This is a genomic window from Arthrobacter sp. NPDC058130 (assembly GCF_042884475.1).
Taxonomy (GTDB): domain Bacteria; phylum Actinomycetota; class Actinomycetes; order Actinomycetales; family Micrococcaceae; genus Arthrobacter.
This window is the reverse complement of the sequence record NZ_JBHVTV010000007.1, coordinates 120,668-139,199: the sequence shown is the minus strand read 5'-3', so window position 1 is coordinate 139,199 and position 18,532 is coordinate 120,668. Positions and strand designations below refer to the sequence as shown.

18 protein-coding genes and 1 pseudogene are annotated in these 18,532 nt (G+C 68.0%); 10 read left to right on the top strand and 9 right to left on the bottom strand.

What is annotated here, in order from left to right:
* Positions 1-46: 46 nt before the first annotated feature.
* Positions 47-2,095, bottom strand: a complete 2,049-nt coding sequence (locus ACFVTM_RS13740; protein WP_390204022.1) for a TPM domain-containing protein — start codon at positions 2,093-2,095, stop codon at positions 47-49.
* A gap of 296 nt (positions 2,096-2,391) precedes the next feature.
* Between ACFVTM_RS13740 and ACFVTM_RS13735 the strand changes: the two genes are divergently transcribed.
* The 6 genes from ACFVTM_RS13735 (at position 2,392) to ACFVTM_RS13710 (ending at position 9,117) form a co-directional block, all read left to right on the top strand.
* Positions 2,392-4,194 (top strand): trypsin-like peptidase domain-containing protein, encoded by a 1,803-nt coding sequence (locus ACFVTM_RS13735; protein ID WP_390204021.1) that lies wholly within the window; start codon positions 2,392-2,394, stop codon positions 4,192-4,194.
* A 315-nt stretch (positions 4,195-4,509) separates the two neighbouring features.
* Positions 4,510-5,310, top strand: a complete 801-nt coding sequence (locus ACFVTM_RS13730; RefSeq protein WP_390204020.1) for an electron transfer flavoprotein subunit beta/FixA family protein — start codon at positions 4,510-4,512, stop codon at positions 5,308-5,310.
* Between the two features lie 15 nt (positions 5,311-5,325).
* Positions 5,326-6,279, top strand: coding sequence for an electron transfer flavoprotein subunit alpha/FixB family protein (locus ACFVTM_RS13725; protein ID WP_390204019.1), 954 nt, complete (start codon positions 5,326-5,328; stop codon positions 6,277-6,279).
* 4 nt (positions 6,280-6,283) lie between these two features.
* The gene (locus tag ACFVTM_RS13720; RefSeq protein WP_390204018.1) at positions 6,284-7,063 is read left to right on the top strand and encodes a PIG-L deacetylase family protein; all 780 of its coding nucleotides are present in this window, start codon (positions 6,284-6,286) and stop codon (positions 7,061-7,063) included.
* 75 nt (positions 7,064-7,138) lie between these two features.
* On the top strand, positions 7,139-7,669 hold the full coding sequence (locus ACFVTM_RS13715; RefSeq protein ID WP_390204017.1) for a gluconokinase: 531 nt from the start codon (positions 7,139-7,141) through the stop codon (positions 7,667-7,669).
* A 44-nt stretch (positions 7,670-7,713) separates the two neighbouring features.
* Positions 7,714-9,117: a gluconate:H+ symporter gene (locus ACFVTM_RS13710; RefSeq protein WP_390204087.1), complete on the top strand. Its 1,404-nt coding sequence runs from the start codon at positions 7,714-7,716 to the stop codon at positions 9,115-9,117.
* 201 nt (positions 9,118-9,318) lie between these two features.
* On the opposite strand, the gene ACFVTM_RS13705 is transcribed toward ACFVTM_RS13710, so the two are convergent.
* The 4 genes from ACFVTM_RS13705 to ACFVTM_RS13690 all read right to left on the bottom strand — a co-directional run bounded on the left by ACFVTM_RS13705 (position 9,319) and on the right by ACFVTM_RS13690 (position 12,629).
* On the bottom strand, positions 9,319-10,203 hold the full coding sequence (locus ACFVTM_RS13705) for an anti-sigma factor domain-containing protein (protein WP_390204016.1): 885 nt from the start codon (positions 10,201-10,203) through the stop codon (positions 9,319-9,321).
* A gap of 10 nt (positions 10,204-10,213) precedes the next feature.
* Positions 10,214-10,819 (bottom strand): ECF RNA polymerase sigma factor SigK, encoded by a 606-nt coding sequence (gene sigK / locus ACFVTM_RS13700; protein ID WP_390204015.1) that lies wholly within the window; start codon positions 10,817-10,819, stop codon positions 10,214-10,216.
* 343 nt (positions 10,820-11,162) lie between these two features.
* On the bottom strand, positions 11,163-11,630 hold the full coding sequence (locus ACFVTM_RS13695; protein WP_390204014.1) for a tRNA (cytidine(34)-2'-O)-methyltransferase: 468 nt from the start codon (positions 11,628-11,630) through the stop codon (positions 11,163-11,165).
* 24 nt (positions 11,631-11,654) lie between these two features.
* Positions 11,655-12,629 (bottom strand): J domain-containing protein, encoded by a 975-nt coding sequence (locus ACFVTM_RS13690; RefSeq protein WP_390204086.1) that lies wholly within the window; start codon positions 12,627-12,629, stop codon positions 11,655-11,657.
* A 141-nt stretch (positions 12,630-12,770) separates the two neighbouring features.
* Between ACFVTM_RS13690 and ACFVTM_RS13685 the strand changes: the two are divergent.
* Positions 12,771-12,962 (top strand): annotated as a pseudogene (locus ACFVTM_RS13685) (diacylglycerol kinase); the annotation flags it as partial.
* On the opposite strand, the gene ACFVTM_RS13680 reads toward ACFVTM_RS13685, so the two are convergent.
* The gene (locus ACFVTM_RS13680) at positions 12,897-13,037 is read right to left on the bottom strand and encodes a hypothetical protein (protein WP_390204099.1); all 141 of its coding nucleotides are present in this window, start codon (positions 13,035-13,037) and stop codon (positions 12,897-12,899) included. The pseudogene ACFVTM_RS13685 and the gene ACFVTM_RS13680 overlap by 66 nt on opposite strands.
* Here ACFVTM_RS13680 and ACFVTM_RS13675 point away from each other — a divergent pair.
* Positions 13,036-13,419 carry a hypothetical protein gene (locus ACFVTM_RS13675; protein ID WP_390204085.1) on the top strand — a complete coding sequence of 128 codons (384 nt, stop codon included), beginning with the start codon at positions 13,036-13,038 and terminating at the stop codon, positions 13,417-13,419. The genes ACFVTM_RS13680 and ACFVTM_RS13675 overlap by 2 nt on opposite strands.
* A 43-nt stretch (positions 13,420-13,462) precedes the next feature.
* Here ACFVTM_RS13675 and ACFVTM_RS13670 read toward each other — a convergent pair whose 3' ends face one another.
* Positions 13,463-13,876 (bottom strand): hypothetical protein, encoded by a 414-nt coding sequence (locus ACFVTM_RS13670; protein ID WP_390204013.1) that lies wholly within the window; start codon positions 13,874-13,876, stop codon positions 13,463-13,465.
* A 91-nt stretch (positions 13,877-13,967) separates the two neighbouring features.
* Between ACFVTM_RS13670 and ACFVTM_RS13665 the strand changes: the two genes are divergently transcribed.
* On the top strand, positions 13,968-14,750 hold the full coding sequence (locus ACFVTM_RS13665) for a helix-turn-helix transcriptional regulator (protein WP_390204012.1): 783 nt from the start codon (positions 13,968-13,970) through the stop codon (positions 14,748-14,750).
* On the opposite strand, the gene ACFVTM_RS13660 is transcribed toward ACFVTM_RS13665, so the two are convergent.
* A complete protein-coding gene (locus tag ACFVTM_RS13660; RefSeq protein ID WP_390204011.1) occupies positions 14,692-15,612 on the bottom strand; it encodes a DMT family transporter in 921 nt (306 codons plus the stop codon). The two genes, ACFVTM_RS13665 and ACFVTM_RS13660, sit on opposite strands and share 59 nt — an antisense overlap.
* Before the next feature lie 130 nt (positions 15,613-15,742).
* Between ACFVTM_RS13660 and ACFVTM_RS13655 the strand changes: the two genes are divergently transcribed.
* Complete coding sequence (locus tag ACFVTM_RS13655; RefSeq protein ID WP_390204010.1) at positions 15,743-16,984, top strand: cysteine desulfurase family protein; 1,242 nt, start codon at positions 15,743-15,745, stop codon at positions 16,982-16,984.
* Between the two features lie 8 nt (positions 16,985-16,992).
* Here the strand turns inward: ACFVTM_RS13655 and ACFVTM_RS13650 are convergent, their stop codons facing one another.
* The gene (locus ACFVTM_RS13650; protein ID WP_390204009.1) at positions 16,993-18,255 is read right to left on the bottom strand and encodes an NAD(P)/FAD-dependent oxidoreductase; all 1,263 of its coding nucleotides are present in this window, start codon (positions 18,253-18,255) and stop codon (positions 16,993-16,995) included.
* Between the last annotated feature and the right edge of the window lie 277 nt (positions 18,256-18,532).

Here is an 18,532-nt window from a genome sequence, read left to right as displayed (position 1 = left end):
GGCGCGTGGTGTGTGGTGGTTCCCGTCCCCCGGTCCGGCAACCGTGTCAGAAACTGCCGGAGTCGCCGCCGCCGAAGTCTCCGCCGCCGCCAAAGTCGCCGCCGCCCCAGCCGCCGCCGGAATCGTCGCCGCCCCAGCTGCCGCCGCCGCCACCCCAGCCGCCGCCGCCTCCGCCGTGGAGGATCGAGTTGATGAGGATTCCGCCGAGGATCGCGCCGCCGAGGCCGCCTCCGCCGCTGCCGCCGAACATCCCGCCACGGCCGTAGCCCTGGTTGGCGTAGCCGCCGAACTGGTCGACATCGGACTGGGCCAGCTGCGCGGCCTGGGCCGCCAGGGCGTAGGCCTGCTGGGCGTACTGCAACGCGGTGACCGGGTCGGTGCGGGAGATGGACAGCGCATAGTCCAGGTTCCGCTGGGCTTCCGCCAGGCGTGTGCGGGCGTCGGTGCCCACGCCGCCGCGGCGGGCGGTGATGTAGTCCGACGTCGCGCTGATCTGGGCCTGGGCCGACATGATGCTCTGCTGCAGTGAAGCCTGGGCGCGGCGCGCCTGTTCCTGCTGGTCGCGGATGCCGCTAAGCGACTGGTCCAGTGTCTGGTGCGCGGTTTCGACGCGTTCCAGGGTGGCGATGGGATCGATCTTGCCGCCCTGGATTTCGGCCTTCACCTGCGCCAGTGCGGCCTCCACGGCCGCCACCGGACCGGAAAGCTCCGGATGGGCGCCGGACTGGAGCATCGCCTTCGCCTGGGCCAGGTCCTGGGCGGTGTCGACGACGGCGGATTCCAAGCCGCTGCGCGCCTCGTCGAGGCTGCTGGCCACCTTGGTGATGGCCCCGATCAGCACGTTGGTCTGGTGCAGGCTCTCCTCGGCCGCACGCACAGCCACCGCTGCCAGGCTGTTCTCGCCGGCAGCGAGCTTTTCCTGCGCCGCGGTTGAGGCATTCTGCACGAATTCGAGGCGTTCCTTGGCCTGCTTGATGTTGTCCGCAACCTGGACCAAGGCGCTCTCGGCGTACTTGGCGCGCAAGTCCGTCAGCGACTGTTCGGCGCTTGCAATCTTGGCCTCGGCTTCCGCGGCTCCGGCACCGACGGCGGCGAGGGCCTGCGGGGCGTTTTTCTCCAGCTCCCGGAGGGAATCAAAGTCCGCCTTTTGCTCCTGCAGGGAAGCCAGGGCGGCTTCGGAGCGGCGGATGATTTCGCCGAGCCAGCTCCGTTGCTGCTCCTCGGTGTCGGGAATGTGATCGTCGAGCTGCTGCTGCAGCTTGAACGATTCCGTCATGTGCCCCTTGGCCTCCTGCAGCGCCTTGGTGAAGTTGCCTACCGCGGAGTCACCGTATTGCGCCTGGGCGAATCCAAGTTCCTGCTCGCTGGACTTGATGGCGTCATCGGCCTCGATCAGCAGCGAATCGCTCTTGCGGCGCAGCTCAGCTACGGTCAGGCCCGCCAGCGGATCCAGCTCAGCACCCTGGGGTCCGTAGGACGCCCCGGCCCCCTGGCCGGCTTTCTTCCGGCGGCTGCGGATGTACAGGTAGGTTCCCGCACCGGCCGCGGCCACGACGCCGACTCCTACGAGTACGGCGCTGCCCGCACCGGCGCCTGAGGGCACTGTGCCGCTGCCGCCGCCGGCCGCGTCGCCCACGGCAGCGGCAGTATCAATGGCGGCCTGCGCGAAGTCGCGCTTTCCGCCGGCCAGGTTCGGAACTATGGCGTTCTGGGTGATGTTGGACGTCTTGGGGTAGATGGCGCTGGCCGAGCTGGGGGAGAAGTAGTACTTCCCGTCGTCGGACATGGTGAGGATGACGTCAGCCTTGCCCATGCCCTTATTCGTGGCGACGGCCTTGGCCCACGCCGCGGGGTCGGCAGGGTTCTCAAAGGTCTTCGCCGTGATGACATAGAGGTTGTACTTGTGGTCCTTCAGGAGCTTCTGGATGGCGTCCTGGACCTCGGCCTTGCGGCCGCCGAGCACGTTGGCGCTGTCCACAATGTTCTGCCCGGACGGAATGGTCACCGGATCTTCGGCCAGGGCCGGAGCGGCGGGAAGCGCCAGCAACCCAGCGACGCCGATGACGGCGAGGAAACGATTCAACTTAGACCGCATGTGCAACCCTTCAGCACTTCTGGGACCGGTTCGGTCGAACCAGCCGTCACAGAAAGCAGCAGCGCCCCCACGCAGATGTAAAGCCGCAGGTCGCTGTGGCATTTCCATTTGATTCTATGGTGCACCCAAATGGCAGTCCACCTAGGGGAATATGCCACCAGCGAAACGCGCCTAAACTGGGAAACACAGGTCCGAAGGCCGCAAACTATCCGTTCAGGAACCTCCCAGCAAATGTCCGCTCTAGTGCCAGCCTGAGCGTCCATAGTTATAGGCAGACGAGGATGAAAGGAAGTCTCATGACTGAGAACCCAGTGCCTGGTGCGTCACCGGAGCCGACACCACAGAACCGGGAACCGGCAGGAGCGCAGGAAGGCTCGCCGGAGCAGACGCATGCCGTTCGCGCACCCGAGGCGGCGCCCGGAAACCCGGTGCCTGTGAGCCCGGCGCCTGAGAACCCGACCCTTCGGTTGGACCGCGCGGAGGACGGCGCGCCGCGTCCGGTCTACCAGCAGCAGCCCTCCGAGCCCCAGCGCTCCGCCGCGGACACCCAGCAGTTCGGCTCCCCGGCCCAGAACAATCAGGCCCAGAACAATCAGGCCCAGAACAATCAGGCCCAGCAGGCAGGCCCTTACGGCGGATCGTCGCAGCCCGGCCCGGGGCAAGGCCAGCCCGCCCAGCCCACCCACCCGCCTTACGGCCAGTCCCAATACGGACAGGCCCAGAGCGCCCAGGCCCAGTACACCCAGCCCCAGCACGGCCAGCCGCAGTATGGCCAGTCCCAGTACGGTCCTGCCCCCTACGTTGCCCACTCCGGTGGCCAGCCGCCGTCAGGGCCGTCCTATCCTTCCGGCTCGAGCTTTGCGAACAACCCGGCCCACGCCCCCAAGCGCAAGGCAGCCTTCGGCGTGCCGACCCTCGTGGCCAGCATCGTGGCGGCCGGCCTGATCGGCGGCGGCGTGGTCGCCGGCAGCAACGCCCTGCTGGCGGACCGTTCGTCCACGGCGGCCACGAGCAGCACCACCCAGGCCGGACCGGTGATCGTCAACAACCGGGAAGACGTCAACGCCATTACCGCGGCCGCCCTCAAGGCTTCCCCCAGTGTCGTGACCATCAAGGCAACCAGCGGCAGCGACGGCGGCACCGGCAGCGGAATCATCCTCGACGCCGAGGGCCACGTGCTCACGAACACCCACGTCGTCACGCTCGACGGCAAGGCCGCGAACGCCACCGTGGAAGTCCGGACGAGCGAGGGCAAGGTTTTCGCCGCGAAGGTCGTCGGCACCGATCCGCTCTCCGACCTCGCCGTGATCAAGATTGAGAACCCCTCGGGCCTGGTCCCGGCAACGCTGGGTGACTCGGCCAAGCTGAACGTCGGGGACACCGCCGTCGCCATCGGATCGCCGCTGGGACTCACCGGCACGGTCACAGACGGCATCGTTTCGACCCTGAACCGGACCATCAGCGTGGCGTCCTCGGCCGCGCCGAAGGACGGTGCGGATAACTCCCAGGGCGGGGACCAGGGCTTCCAGTTCGCGCCTCCGGGCGGCGGCCAGACCCCGAGCACCGCTGACCAGGGATCCATCTCGATCAACGTCATCCAGACGGACGCGGCCATCAATCCGGGCAACTCCGGCGGCGCACTGGTGAACACCAAGGGCGAAATCATCGGCGTCAACGTCGCGATCGCGTCCGCCGGCGGCGACTCGGCCACCGGCAGCAGCAGCGGCAACATCGGCGTGGGCTTCAGCATCCCGATCAACAACGCCAAGCGCGTGGCCCAGGAGATCATCAGCAACGGCAAAGCCTCCCACGGGCAGTTCGGCGTGAGCGTGAAGGCCAAGGCTGCAGGCTCGTCCTCCTCCGGGTTCTCGGTGGGCGCGGAGGTCGCGACCGTCGAGTCCGGCTCGGCCGCTGACAAGGCCGGTGTCAAGGTGGGCGACGTCGTGACGAAGTTCCAGAACCTGACCATCAGCGATCCCAACCAGCTGACCGCTGCAGTGCGCGAACAGCCGGCCGGCGCCACGGTCAAGGTCACGGTCCTGCGGGGCGGCCAGCAGAAGGACCTCGACGTTACCCTCGGCACTGCACCCGAACAGTAGAACCCGAACAGTAAAACCAGAGCAGTAAAAGTAGGGCAGTAACAGCACGGTAGGCGGCAACAGGAAGGCCGGGCGGCACCGAACGAGAATCGGTGCCGCCCGGCCTTTCTGCGTGCCGGTCCTCCGCCGAGAGCGCCGGGAGGCAGGAAGCGCCGGGCACGAGCGCTGACACAGGCGTTAACCCGGGCCGCGATGCCGGGCGGCTATATGGTTAGCTAGGAAGAGCCCGGCTACCGGGCGTTCCGTGGCCATGACCCCGCCAGGGGCGGCTAACCACCCGCATGGAAGGCTGCTGTAGACACAGTGGAAGAAACTTTGAAAATCATTGTGCTGGTCAAGCACGTTCCGGATGCGCAGTTCGACCGCCATCTCAGTGGTGAGGCCAACACCGTGGACCGCTCCGAAAGCATCCTGTCCGAGCTGGATGAGTACGCCCTGGAAGCGGCGCTGCAGCTGACCGAGGCCCGCGGCGGAGAAGCGGCCGGCAACAAAGTCATCGCCCTGAGCATGGGGCCGGCCGGGGCCGTCAATGCGGTCAAGAAATCCCTCCAGATCGGCGCCACCGAAGGCGTGCACCTCAGCGACGAGGCCCTCGCCGGTTCCGATGCCGCCGCCACGTCGCTGGCACTGGCCGCCGCGATCCGCCACCTGGGCGCAGACGCCCCGGCGGACCTCATCCTCACCGGCATGGCCTCCACGGACGGCGAGACCTCGCTGGTCCCTGCCCAGCTCGCTGAGCGGCTGGGGCTTCCGCAGGTAACCTTTGCCGCATCGCTGGAGCTCGACGCCGGCAAGCTCACCGCCCGCCGCGACGGCGACACCCATGCGGACACCATTGAGGCTGACCTGCCGGCCGTCGTGTCCGTCACCGACCAGATCAATGATCCCCGGTACCCGAACTTCAAGGGCATCATGGCGGCAAAGAAGAAGAGCATCACCACCTTGAGTCTGGCCGACATCGGCGTCGACGCGGCCCAGGTGGGCACGTCCGGTTCCTGGACCGCCGTCGAGACCGCAGAGGCCCGTCCGCCGCGCACGGCCGGCACCATCATCACCGACGAAGGCGACGCCGGCATCCAGCTGGTCGAGTTCCTGGCCGCCCAGAAGCTGCTCTAAGGGGAATATCCGAACATGGCAAAAGTACTCGTTTTCATCGACAACCCCGGCCAGGCGCTGAAGAAGTCCAGCCTGGAACTGCTCACGATCGCCCGCTCCCTGGGCGAGAGTGTTGCCGCCGTCAACGGCGAACTGCACGACGACGCCGCCTCGGCCCTGGCGGCCTACGGCGCCCAGGCGCTGTACGTCCCCTCCGCGGCGGACCTCGATGACTACCTCGTGGGCCCGAAGGCATCCTTCCTGGCCGCGGCCGTCGGCGCCGCCGGGGCAGACGTGGTCCTGGCCGAGAATTCGGCCGAGGGCAAGGAAATCGCCGCCCGGCTCAGCATCAAGCTCGGCGCCGGCGTCGTCACCGACGTCGTGGCCGTGGACCCGGACGGAACAGCGCACAAATCGGTGCTTGCCGGGTCCTACACCACCACGGCGAGGGCCACGACGCCCGTTGCGGTGCTGACCGTGAAGCCCAACAGCGTCACGCCCGAGCCCGCGGTCACCGCCACGGCGCCGGAAAGCATCACTGTCCAGGTTCCGGCCGACGCCACCGCGGCCGCCGCCCGGGTCACGGCGCGCAGCGAAAAGCCTGCCAGCGGGCGCCCCGACCTGGCCGAGGCGCGGATCGTCGTGGCTGGCGGCCGCGGCGTGGACGGGAACTTCGGCCCGCTGGAGGAACTGGCCGACGCACTGGGCGCGGCCATCGGCGCCTCGCGGGCCGCCACGGACGCCGGCTGGATCGGTCACGACGCGCAGATCGGCCAGACCGGCAAGACTGTCTCGCCGCAGCTCTACATCTCCGCAGGCATTTCCGGCGCCATCCAGCAGAAGGCCGGCATGCAGACCGCGAAGGTGATCGTCGCCGTGAACAAGGACGCCGAATCGCCGGTTTTCGAGATCGCGGACTTCGGCATTGTGGGCGACCTCTTCCAGGTCCTCCCGCAGGCCACCGCGGAAATCAAGAAGCGCAGAGGCTGACTGCATGAGCACCAACGCCGTTCCGGCGCAGAGCCCGTTCGACCCGGAGACCCCCCGGATCGAGCGGGTGCTTTGTTTCACGGCCCACCCTGACGACATCGACTTCGGCGCCGCCGGTACCGTGGCAGCCTGGACGGCCGCCGGAGTCCAGGTCAGCTACTGCATCATGACCGACGGCGACGCCGGCGGCTTTGATCCGGAGCAGCGCGATGAAATCGTGCGGCTGCGCATTGCGGAGCAGGAGCGCGCCGCGGCCCTGGTCGGCGTTACCGACATCCATTACCTGCACCAGCGTGACGGCTACCTCGAACCCTCGCATGAGGTGATGCGCGAGGTGGTGCGCCTGATCCGGCAGCTGAAGCCCGACGTCGTGGTGTCCATGCATCCGGAACGGAACTGGAACCGGATCCAGAAGAGCCACCCGGATCACCTGGCCGTGGGGGAGGCAGTGACCCGCGCCGTGTACCCCGCGCTGGAAAACCCCTTCGCGTACCCCGAACTGGCCGAGTCCGGACTTGGCGCCTACAAGCTGCCCTGGCTGTGGCTCTTTGCCGGGCCGGAGGAGCGCGAAAACCACTTCGTGGACGTCACAGAGCACGTGGACAGCAAGCTGGCCGCCATTCACATCCACGTCAGCCAACACCCCGACGTCGACGCCATGGAGCGCACGGTCCGCGGCCTCATGCTCGGCACGGGGGCCCGCGCCGGACTTCCCGCCGGACGCAGCGCCGAGGCCTTCCAAGTCGTAACGGTGAACGGGAGGGACACCATCGCGGGGTTCTGATGTTGCCGCGATGTAACCCGTGTCATATGCTGGAGTCTGTTTAAATCATATTTATTTTATGGAAGGCAGACTTTGATGGCGAAGACTGCGCAGCACCCCGTAGTGGTAATCATGGGCGTCTCCGGATCCGGCAAATCGACTGTGGCCGGACTCCTGGCCGGCAGGCTGGGCTGGGACCTTGCCGAGGGCGACGACCTCCACCCCGAAGCAAACGTGGCGAAAATGCACGCGGGCCAGCCGCTGACCGACGAGGATCGGTGGCCCTGGCTGGAACGGATTGCCGGCTGGATCCGGGCCCACACCGAAGCCGGAACCCCGGGCGTCGTGACATGTTCGGCGCTGAAGAAGCGCTACCGGGACGTCCTGCGCGGGGAGGGGGTGGTCTTCGTGTTCCTCGAAGGATCACGGGACAAGATTTCTGACCGCCTGGCCTCCCGCCACGGCCACTTCATGCCTCCGGGCCTGCTGGAGTCCCAATTCGAGGCGCTCGAAGCGCCCACTGAAGACGAAAACTTCATTAGCCTGTGTGTCTCCGCACCGCCCGCGGACGAAGCCCAGGAAATCATCACCCGACTTAATCTCGACGCTGCCGACGCCAGGCCCTGAGCCTCCCGCGTTCCGCAGCCATTCAAGGAAACTTTGTGAAACCACTGTTAGCACTGCAGCTGCCTGCTGCGGTTGATGCCGGGTCCGGCGTCAACACCCAACTACTGATCATCGCGGGTCTGGGCATCGCCCTGCTCGTGGTGCTGATCGCCAAATTCAAGTTCCACCCCTTCCTGGCCCTGATTCTCGGGTCCGGGTTCGTCGGCCTCGCCGCTGGGGTGGAACCGGCGAAGGTGATCGCCAACTTCGAAGACGGTGTGGGCGGCGTCCTGAAGGAAGTTGGCCTGCTGGTCGCACTCGGCGCGATGCTGGGCAAGTTGCTTGCTGACTCCGGCGGCGCCAACCGGGTGGTCGACACCCTCCTGGCCAAGGCCACCGGAAACAAGCTGGTCTGGTCCATCACCCTCGTCGCGGTCATCATCGGCCTGCCGATGTTCTTCGAGATCGGGCTCGTCCTGCTGCTGCCGGTGATCGTCCTGGTCACGCAGCGCTCGAAAATGCCGCTCATGCGCATCGCCATCCCGGCGCTGGCCGGCCTGTCCGTGCTGCACGGCCTCGTGCCCCCGCACCCGGGACCGCTGATCGCGATCAGCGCACTCAAAGCTGACCTGGGCACCACGCTGGCCCTCGGCATCCTGGTTGCCATCCCCACGGTGATCATCTGTGGCCCGCTGTTCTCGCGCCTCGCAGCCCGGTGGGTGCCGGTGGGCGCCCCCGCCGTCGCCGGCGGCGTCGACACCGTGCACGGCGCGGACCTGGAGGGTGTCAAGCGGCCACCGAGCTTCCTCGTCACGCTGCTGACCATTCTCTTCCCCGTGGTGCTCATGCTCCTCAGGGCGGTCGTGGACATCATCTGGCCCGACCCCAAGACGGCCCCGGCCATCCGGATGTTCTTCGACTTCGTCGGCCAGCCGCTCGTGGCCATGACCCTGGCGGTCCTGCTGGCGATGGTGACCTTTGGATACGCCGTGGGGCTCAACGGTGCCTTGATCACGAAAAAGATCAGCGCCAGCCTCGGCCCGATCGCCGGGATCCTGCTGATCGTCGGCGCGGGCGGCGGCTTCAAGCAGACGCTCATTGGCGCCGGCGTGGGAGACTCCGTGAAAGCCTGGGCCGAGGGGACTAACATGTCCGTCCTCGTGCTTGGCTTCATCGTGGCTGTTGCCCTGCGCCTGGCAACCGGCTCGGCCACGGTCGCGACCGTGACGGCCGCCGGCATCGTGGCGCCGCTGGCCAGCTCGCTGACGCCGACGCACGCCGCCCTGCTGGCCCTGGTCATCGGCGCCGGTTCACTGTTCTTCTCGCACGTGAACGACGCCGGCTTCTGGCTGGTCAAGGAGCTGTTCGGCTTGACCGTGGGCCAGACGTTCAAGACCTGGTCCGTCATGGAGACGCTGATCTCCGTGGTGAGCTTCGGCCTGCTCATGCTGCTCTCGCTGGTCATTTAGCTGTGCGCGTGATTTAGCTGTGCACGTGACTTAACTGGGCAGGTGTTTGCTGCCCAGGCGTGTGCTGCCCAGGCGTGTGCTGCGTCAAACGCGAGAAAGCCGCCCGGGCCCTGAGTCCTTCTACGGAAGGAGCCAAGGCCCGGGCGGCTTTGTCATACCGGGGATCCCGGTGTACTGCGGTCCGGGTATCCCGCTGGACTGTTAGGCGTTCAGCGGTGCTGCGGCGACGGTCGGCAGGGTTGGCGAGGCGGATCCGCCTTCGGGTTCCACGGTGATGCCCAGGGCGGCGGCGGAGCCGATGCCCTTGACCACCGCGGGCTTGGCCAGGGCCTTGGCGTCCATGAGGCCCTGCGAAATCGGTGCCGAGCCGTCCTTGGGGATCAGCCACATCTGGTAGACCTTGCCCGCCGGCGGAGCCGGGACGCCGTTCATTTTGACGACGGCGGCGTCCCTGGACGGGGAAATCGACACGGTGGCCGTGCCGCCTCCACTGACCTGAACGGTGGCCTGGCGGACGTCACTGGCCTGCATCACCTGGTTCAATGGATCGTTCTGGTTGGCCACGTACGCGCCCACCCCTACGCCGCCCAGGGCGATCACCGCTGCAGCGGCGATGCCGACGAGCCAGTTCCGCATACCCTGCGGGCGGCGGCGGTCTTCCCTGCGCTTGCGGGCGGCACCGAGTTCGTCGGTGGCGGGCACTGCGGAGCTGTCGCCAACCGGATGCGGCATCACGGGCGCGGTCCCTGGTCCCGTGCCGGGCAGCGGTACGACGACGGGTGACTGCAGTGACGTCTGCGCCGGCAAGGATGACATGATCCGGTCCAGCAGCGCGGGCGGAGGTTCTTCCTCGGCGGTGAAGCTGGCGGCCAGGGTCTCCCGGGCCTGCCGGACGCGCTCGTTGAAGGCATCCTGGTCTGCTGCCGGTGCGGCGGCAAGGAATTGCTCGATCGCGGCGCGTTCGGCGTCGTCCACAGCATTGAGGGCGTACACCTCGGCAAGGTCCAGAAGGCGGCCGGAAGCCAGATCGGTGGCGATCTCTGCGGTGAAGCCGCCGGGCAGGCGGCTGTTGTCATGTGGATTCATGTTGGTCAATTCAGCTCACCCCCAAGCAGGTCTTCAGTCGGATTAGTCCATCGCGGATGCGGGACTTGACGGTGGGAACCGCGGCGTTCAGCCGCTCGGCCACTTCCCGGTAAGTGAGGCCGCCGTAGTAGGCCAGCCGCACGGACTCCTGTTGCGTCTCGGTGAGGGTCTCCAGGCACCGGACCACGGCCTCGGCCTCGAGCCGGCTGCCGACCTCGTCCGAGACGGAGTCGTGGTCGATTTCCTGGCTGCTGGCGCCGTACTTGGCTTCGCGGTCAGTGGCGGACTGCGAGGAGCGGACCTTGTCAACGGCGCGGCGGTGCGAGATCGTCATGAGCCAGGCGAGCGGGCTGCCGGCCGCGGGATTGAACTTGGCAGCGTTCTGCCAGACCTGCAGGAAGACTTCCTGCGTGGTGTCCTCACTGAGCTCGGTATCGATCAGGACCCGGCGTGCCATGCCGAATACCCGCCTCGAAGTGAGGCCGTAAAATTCCGCGAACGCTGCCTGGTCGCCCCGGGCAATCAGTTCCAGCAGGCTGCCGAGCCGGCCGTTGATGTCAGCTGAGGTACCCGCGGGTGCGGCGGCCCCGGGGTTCGGGGCATTCGGAGTATCCATCACCCCCAAGCATAAGGCGCCAAGCGGTGGGCGCGAGCCAGGCCGTGCGTCACGCGGCGAGGGGCCGGCTCCGGTTTCCCGGGGAGGGCGCCTATCTGCCGGGGCTCTCTCCAGATGTACTGTTCTCACCCGCCTCTCCCCGCTCCCGTCCGCTCTGTCCCCAAAAAACCTGTCCCCACAAACGCGTACCCAAAAACGTGTTGAGTTGACGGCTCCTTGTGCCCGCCTTCAGAAGTGATTCGGCGCAGCCGGGGACCCGGATGGGCCGGCCTGAAGGATTCTTTTCGCCGCGACTCCTGGCCCGGGCTGCCGCGGGTCCTGCGGGCTCTTCGCGGCGGAACCGCTACAGCTTGGCGCCCGCGAACCCGTTCTGGCGCCACGCCTCATAGACAGCGATGGACGCCGCGTTGGCCAGGTTCAGCGAGCGGAGCGCAGGGAGCATCGGCAGGCGTACCCGGGACGTCACCCGCGGACTGTGCTTGATGTCCTCGGGCAAGCCCACGGACTCGGGACCAAACAGGAGGACGTCGCCGGCGCGGTAGCGGATGTCGGTGTACGTCGTTTCGCCGTCGGAGGTGAAGGCGAAGACCCGCTCCGGCTGCAGCGCGGCCCAGGCCGCGTCGATGTCAGGATGGACGGTCACGACGGCGAGGTCGTGGTAGTCCAGGCCGGCCCGGCGCAGCTTGGCGTCGGAAAAATCAAAGCCCAGGGGCTCCACCAGATGCAGTTCGGCGCCCGTGATGGCTGCCAGCCTGATGGCGTTTCCGGTATTGCCAGGGATTTCGGGGGTGTGGAAGAGGATGCGGAACACCTTTCCATCCTAGCGAGCCGCCGGCTAGTGCATTCCACCCAGCAGCCGCGCCAGCACGGGCACGTTGACTGTGTTGGGGGCCGGTCCCGAGCTGAGGAACTGCTTGAGGCCGCGGGCCAGTCCCGCGGCGTTGACCACCTCGACAAGCCCCGAACCCTCCCCGTACCGGCCGCCCTGGCCCCCGGGGGTACGCCGGTGCCGGTCGATCACGGGCTGGTGCAGGTTGCCGTCCGTGCTGTGGACGACGATCCAGCCCGTGACATTGAGCTCGGGAAAAATGTCCTGCATCCGGCGCACCACGTGGGCCAGCTGGGGCGGGGCGACGGATCGTCCGCCGTGGGTCAGCGTGCTGCCGTTCCACGCGTAGGCGCCCGGCGGCAGCAGCATGGACCCGATGATCGCGAGCCGGTACCCGGCAAGGACGGCGTGGTCGATGTGGCTGTTGTCCGCCGGGGACTGCAGCCCGTTGACCAGGCGTGCCGCCGGAATGGCGTCCAATATCTGCCTGCTGATCAGCTGCACGGTGCGCATCTCGCGCTGGATGCGCGCTTCGGCCCCGAAGATCCCGCGCTTTCGGGGCATGCCGTGGACCTGCTGCCGCGCCACGCCGGCGGGAATCAGCGGCACCGCGGTCCCCGCGTCAAACTGCTCGAACGGGGGAACATAGACGGGCGGGTCCGCCGCCGTATTCCGCGGCGTGTTCGGGCGGCGCACGTTGGCCGAGGCCCGGCTGCCCGCGGCCGGGGCGTCGAAGTGGGCGCCCTCGTCGCCGGCGGGAGGCGAATATGCGCTGCCATAGGAACGGTCATAGTCCGCCCGGCGCTTTGAATCGATAAGCGTCTCGTAGGCGAGCGTGACGCGCCGGAAGGCAGCAGGATCGCCGCCGTGATCCGGGTGGGCGAGCCGGGCGGCCTTGCGGTACGCCACTTTGATGTCCTTCTCCGTCGCCGTCACGGGGATCCCGAGGACCTGGTAATGCGAGCTGCTGCCCTGCGTCAAACAGAGATCCTTTTCATCGGTGGTGCCGGCGTTGGGGACGCCGGACCGTTCGCGGGCGCCCGGCGTGCCCAGTTTAACCGGCTGGAGGAATAACGAGCGCACTCACCGGGATGGTTCCCGGCCGCTGGCATAATTGCGCGCATGATGATCGCCTCCGCTGTCAACCCGAGCGCATCCTTTGGCCGGGCGCGGCATGCCGGGAAGGAAGCGGCAGCGCACTTCCGGATGGCCGGGGCCGATGTCCTGCTGCTGTGCGCGGACCTCTATTCAGCCCTGGCGCAGGCGGTCGAGGGAGCGCTGGAATCGGGTGGGGACGCCCTGGTGGTGGTGGTGGGCGGCGACGGCATGGTCCACCTCGGGCTCAACGCGCTCGCCGGTGCGGGGCAAAATCCGGTACCAGCTCGCCATGCTTCGCGAGCTGGCCTCGTTCCGGGCCATCGACTACACAGTTACGGCCGACGGCGAGCGGTGGCGGCAGGCGGCGATGCTGATTTCCGTCGCCAACGGCCAGTCGATCGGTGGCGGGATGAAGATCGCTCCGGACACGGCCCTTGATGACGGCCACCTGGACCTGTTCATTGTCAGCCGGTTGTCCCGGGCCGGGCTGCTGGCCGTGTTCCCCAAGGTCTTTTCCGGCAAGCACGTGGGCCACCCCGCCGTGCATATTCGCCGGGTCCGAACGGTGGAACTCTCGGCCGGCAACATCGTGGCCTACGCCGACGGCGAGCGGATCGGGGCGCTCCCGATGACCATCGAGGTCGTTCCGCGCGCCGTCGGTATTTTGGCGTAGCGGCCGGGCCCGGCTGCCCGGCGCAGAGGCCCGCCGCAGCTGCCTACGCGGACCTGCGCGGGGACAGCCTGTTCAGGGCCAGGGCGCCCACGAGCAGCCCGAAGTCACGCAGGGCGACGTCGTAGAAGCTGCCGAGGACGATCAGGTTGATGATGATGCCCAGCAGCCAGACGGCCACGAGCGCCGACCCGAAGCGCGGACGCACCGCCACCATCACGCCGGCGAGGATTTCCACCACGCCAACGATGTACATGATGGTCTGGGCCGGAAGCGGGACCACCGATGTCGCCACAGGGGCCAGATACATGGTCCAGTCGGTCAGCAGGTTCGTGAACTTGTCCAGGCCGAACAGGATCGGCGCCACCGTGAAGACGGTCCGCAGCAACAGGAAGGCCTGGCGGTGCGGGTCCGCCTTGAGCTGCTGGGCCGAAGTGGTGAGGACTGGGGAAGCTTTCATGGCAGGCTCCTTCTAAAAATTGATATCTCGATTTTAGAACGCTGCCGGAGGATTAAGCAATGATTCTTGTTTTTAGAGATATTCTTGGTTCATGACCAAACTTCCGTGGAACCACCGGCTTGCGGCCGTCGCGTCCCTGGGCGACGAGACCCGCAGGAGGCTGTTCGACTTCGTCACCTCAGCGGCAGGCGCCGTCGGCCGGGACGACGCCGCCAAGGCTGTGGGCCTGGCACGGAGCACGGCCTCGTTCCATCTGGACCGGCTGGTGAAAGACGGGCTGCTGGCCGTGGAGTTCCGCAAGCTCGGAGGGCGCGAGGGCCCCGGTTCCGGCCGGCCCGCCAAGCTGTACCGGGCCGCCGTGGACGAGGTGGCGGCCTCCGTCCCGGACCGCCACTATGACCTCGCCGCGGAATTGCTGGTTTCGGCCATCGAGGCTGCAAGCAGCGACGGCGGGTCTGCGCGGGAAGCCCTGCTGCGGGCCGCCCGCGCCAAGGGGCACTCGGCGGGTGAAGAGGCAACGCGGGCAACCGGGCGCGAACCGGTGGATGCCGCCCCTGCCACCCGAGGCGCAGTGGCGCCGGAAACTGCCGTCGGCCATGGCGGCGCCACCCCATTCGCCGACTTCCTGGCCGGGCAGGGCTACTGCCCGGCAGGCGACGGCGCCGGGGGACTGGTGCTGTTGAACTGCCCGTTCCACCGCCTCGCCGCCGGCCACGCGGACGTGGTCTGCGCCATGAACGGGGCCTTCCTCGGCGGGGCCTCTGCAGCCCTGGGGATCGACCCGGGACGGGTGGAGGCGCTGGCAATCGAGGATCTCAGGGAGCAGGGGAGCGCACAGCCCGGGCAGTGCTGTGCCCGGATTCTTCCATCGTGACAGATGGCTTGCCCCTGGTTCCGGTCAGCAGGACCCCGGCGACCACCATGAGGCCGCCGGCGATCTGGACGAGGCTGAGCGGCGTCCCCAACATCACGGTAATGATGGCCGTGAAGACAACCATCAAGTTGAGGTAGTTTCCCGCCGTTCCCGGCGGCGTGGTCTTCAGCGCCAGGTTCCAGAGGAGATAGGAACCCAGGGAGGGGAACAGGGCGATGTACGCCAGGGACCAGCCTTCGGCCGCGGTGTCGGGGAACCGGACGTTCAGGGCGACGGCGAAGGGCGCCAGTATCATGACGGCAATCACCACCTGCACGGCGGTGGCCGAGATGGCCGGCGCATCCAGGCGGCGGCCAATGATTGTGTAAAAGCCCCAGACGAGGATCGCACCGGTCATCATGAGCTCGCCGGTGTTGATGGAGAGGCTGAACACTCGTGCCAGGTCACCCCGGGTCAGCACGAGCAGCACACCCAGCAGGCCAAGGCAGATGCCGAGCCAGCCCAGTCGTGTGGTCCGCTCACCCAGCAGGACAACCGCCATCACCACGATCAGGGCCGGGTTCGCGGCCGTAATGAGGGACGCGTTCATCGCGGACGTGTACCCGAGCGCGCCGTAGAGCAGCAGCGTGTAGCCGATCATGCCCAGGACGCTCAGCAGGAGGAGCGCGGGCCAGCGGCGCAGTACCGCGCGCCAGTCCGGCTTCTCGACAAAGTGGGCCAGGAGCAGCAGCGGCACGGCGGCCAGGGTCCAGCGCCAGAAGGTGAGCTCCAGGGGCATCATTGAGGCGGCCGCGGCCTGTCCGACGACGAAATTGCCGGACCAGAACAAGGTGGCCAACACCAGATAAAGGGACGCTTTCACCGCCTGAATCTACACCAGCCCGGTGCCCTCCCGTGCGGCCTTCCCGCCGCCCCCCGCCCGGCGCCTCCGCCCAACGCCGCCGCAGGGGCACGGCAACGGCGCCTGCAGGGCCCGCAGGTAGAATTGGCCTGTGCCTGTATACCTCGACCATGCCGCCACCACCACCCTCGCCCCGGAGGCGCTGGCTGCGCTGACGCGCGAGTTGGCCCGGACCGGCAACCCGTCCTCGCTGCACGGATCGGGCCGCCGTGCCCGGCGCTCCGTGGAGGACGCCAGGGAAGTTCTGGCGGCGGCCGCGGGCGCACACCCCTCGGAAGTCATCTTCACCTCGGGCGGGACCGAGGCGGACAACCTTGCGGTCAAGGGCCTGTACTGGGCCCGCCGCGCCGAGGACCCTGCGCGCACGCGCATCCTGTGTTCCGCCGTCGAGCACCACGCGGTGCTGGACACCGTCGAATGGCTCGAACGGCATGAGGGCGCCGAGGTTTGCTGGCTCCCGGTGGACGCCGCGGGCGTCGTGGACCTCGCCGTGCTTGAGGCCGAGCTGTCCCGCGACCCGGAAACGATCGCGCTGGTGACCGTTATGTGGGCCAACAACGAGGTCGGCACCATCCAGCCGATCGCCCGGGCCGTGGAGCTGGCACACGCCGCCGGCGTGCCCGTCCACTCCGACGCCGTCCAGGCGTTCGGATCGGTGCCCGTGGACTTCCGCGCGGTTGGCCTCGACGCCATGTCCGTCTCAGGGCACAAGATCGGCGGACCGGTCGGCGTCGGCGCGCTCATCCTGGGCCGCACCGTCAAGCTGACCCCCGTCCAGCACGGCGGCGGGCAGGAACGTGACGTCCGCTCCGGGACCCTGGACACGGCGTCGATCGCCGCGTTTGCTGCAGCCGCCGAGGCCGTCACGGCGAAGCTCCCCGAGGAGGCCGCCAGGATCGCGGACCTTCGGGACCGCCTGATCGTGGGCGCCCTCGAGGCCGTGCCCGAGGCAGTGCTGCGGGGCGCCCCGGGCCCCGGACGGCTGCCTGGCAACGCGCATTTCACCTTCCCCGGCTGCGAGGGAGACTCGCTGCTGTTCCTGCTGGACCTTGCCGGCGTCGAATCCTCCACCGGCTCCGCCTGCACTGCGGGTGTTCCGAGGCCCTCCCACGTGCTGCTGGCCATGGGCCTGGATGAGGACACGGCAAGGGGTGCCCAGCGTTTTAGCCTCGGGCATTCCTCGACCGGCGCCGACGTCGATGCCCTGCTTGCCGCGCTGCCGGGCGCCTATGCGCGGGCCCGCCAGGCAGGCATGGCTGGTCATGAATCCAGCATCCAGACCGCGGGAACCGTCGCCCGTGAATCTGCGCGGCAGGCGTCCGCCAGGAGCTGATCCAGGAGCTAATCCAGGAGCTGCTCCAGCGGGGTCGAGGAGTCCGCGAGCAGTTCCGGGCTGACGGCTGTGCGGGCGCTGATGAGTGCCTTGATCGCCTTTTGCGGCTTGGCGGTGCGGGGCCAGTTGACGTTCATCCCGGCGACCACCCGGCCCTCGCGCTGCCAGAAGGCCAGGAACTGCCGGTCCGCCAGCGAGCCGCGGATGACCGGTGCCCCGGCAACGAGCGACGGGAAGCCTGAGTACTCCATGCTGACCTCGTACTGGTCTGTGTAGAAGTACGGAATGGTTTCCAGTGCGGCATCCAGGCCAAGCATGGCCCGGCCGGCGACTTTGCCGCCGTTGAGGGCATTGGACCAGTGCTCGCTGCGGTGGTGCTCGCCGGTGAACGGGTGCAGGGCGTTGGCGACGTCGCCGGCGGCGAAGATTCCGGGCGCCGAGGTCCGCAACGAGGCGTCGGTGATGATGCCGTTGCGGATTCCGATGCCGGCCGCCTCGGCAAGCCCCACTTCGGGCACCACGCCCACCGCGATGACCACAAGGTCCGCCGGGAGGACCTCGCCGGTGTCGGTCCGGACTCCGGTGACCCGTCCGGACGTGCCCGTGATTTCCGCGGCCGAGGCCGGCAGCAGGAACCGGACGCCGTTGGCCTCGTGCAGGGAGCGGAAGAAGCCGCCCAGTTCGGGGCCGATCGCCGCGGCCAGCGGCACCTCTTCCAGCCCCAGCAGGGTGACGGTGTTGCCGTAGCTGCTGGCGGCCGCGGCGAGTTCCATCCCGATCCATCCGGACCCGACCATGACCACATTCAGGCCGCCATCGGCGAGGCGCCCGCGCAGGCGGCGGCTGTCCTCCACCGTCCGGAACGTGCTGACGCCGTCGAGCCCGCTGCCGGACAAGCTGCCGGACTGGCTGCCGGGCAGGGTGATGGCCCTCGGACGTGCTCCCGTGGCGAGCAGCAGGGAGGCGTACTCCAGCCGCCGGCCGTCGGCCAGAACCACGGTCCGGCCGGCCGGGTCCAGATCCGTGACCCGGACGCCGAGCTGGAGGTCGACGTCGTTCTCCGCGTACCAGTCCTCAGGTACCACCGGGAGGGCGTCCTCGCCGGCCTTGCCCAGCAGGTACTCCTTGGACAGCGGCGGCCGCAGGTATGGCGTGTGGGATTCGGCGGCGAGCACGGCGATGCGCCCCGAGAAGCCCTCGGTGCGCAGCGTCTTGGCGGCGGTGGCGCCCGCGAGGCCGCCGCCCACGATCACGATGTCGTCAATGGCCATGGTCTGCTCGATTCCGCTTCTGCGCGCTTCAGTTTTTAAGACTGCTTCTGTTTCTAAAACCGCTTCTGTTCTAAAACTACTTGCTCTGACGCTAGAAGCGGGAAGCTGTGCCGTCAAGGCTTTTGGGAGAGGATTCGGCGTGGCGATAGAATGGCGTGGCAGGCATTGTGTTATCTCCGCGGACCCATCAGTGAAATTGGCGCAGCAGTCAGTGACTGCAGCGGTCAGCGGCCCGGTAGCTGCGACGTACCTGCGACCCCCTGAACCCTAAAGAAAG

Bases quoted from the DNA above. Each gene is read 5' to 3' on its own strand.
- sigK (WP_390204015.1), bottom strand. From the start codon at position 10,819: ATGGATACTCCGAATGCCCCGAACCCCGGGGCCGCCGCACCCGCGGGT.
- ACFVTM_RS13735 (WP_390204021.1), top strand. From the start codon at position 2,392: ATGACTGAGAACCCAGTGCCTGGTGCGTCACCGGAGCCGACACCACAG.
- ACFVTM_RS13705 (WP_390204016.1), bottom strand. From the start codon at position 10,203: ATGAATCCACATGACAACAGCCGCCTGCCCGGCGGCTTCACCGCAGAG.
- ACFVTM_RS13675 (WP_390204085.1), top strand. From the start codon at position 13,036: ATGCTTCGCGAGCTGGCCTCGTTCCGGGCCATCGACTACACAGTTACG.
- ACFVTM_RS13680 (WP_390204099.1), bottom strand. From the start codon at position 13,037: ATGGCGAGCTGGTACCGGATTTTGCCCCGCACCGGCGAGCGCGTTGAG.
- ACFVTM_RS13670 (WP_390204013.1), bottom strand. From the start codon at position 13,876: ATGAAAGCTTCCCCAGTCCTCACCACTTCGGCCCAGCAGCTCAAGGCG.
- ACFVTM_RS13720 (WP_390204018.1), top strand. From the start codon at position 6,284: ATGAGCACCAACGCCGTTCCGGCGCAGAGCCCGTTCGACCCGGAGACC.
- ACFVTM_RS13725 (WP_390204019.1), top strand. From the start codon at position 5,326: ATGGCAAAAGTACTCGTTTTCATCGACAACCCCGGCCAGGCGCTGAAG.
- ACFVTM_RS13715 (WP_390204017.1), top strand. From the start codon at position 7,139: ATGGCGAAGACTGCGCAGCACCCCGTAGTGGTAATCATGGGCGTCTCC.
- ACFVTM_RS13650 (WP_390204009.1), bottom strand. From the start codon at position 18,255: ATGGCCATTGACGACATCGTGATCGTGGGCGGCGGCCTCGCGGGCGCC.
- ACFVTM_RS13740 (WP_390204022.1), bottom strand. From the start codon at position 2,095: ATGCGGTCTAAGTTGAATCGTTTCCTCGCCGTCATCGGCGTCGCTGGG.
- ACFVTM_RS13665 (WP_390204012.1), top strand. From the start codon at position 13,968: ATGACCAAACTTCCGTGGAACCACCGGCTTGCGGCCGTCGCGTCCCTG.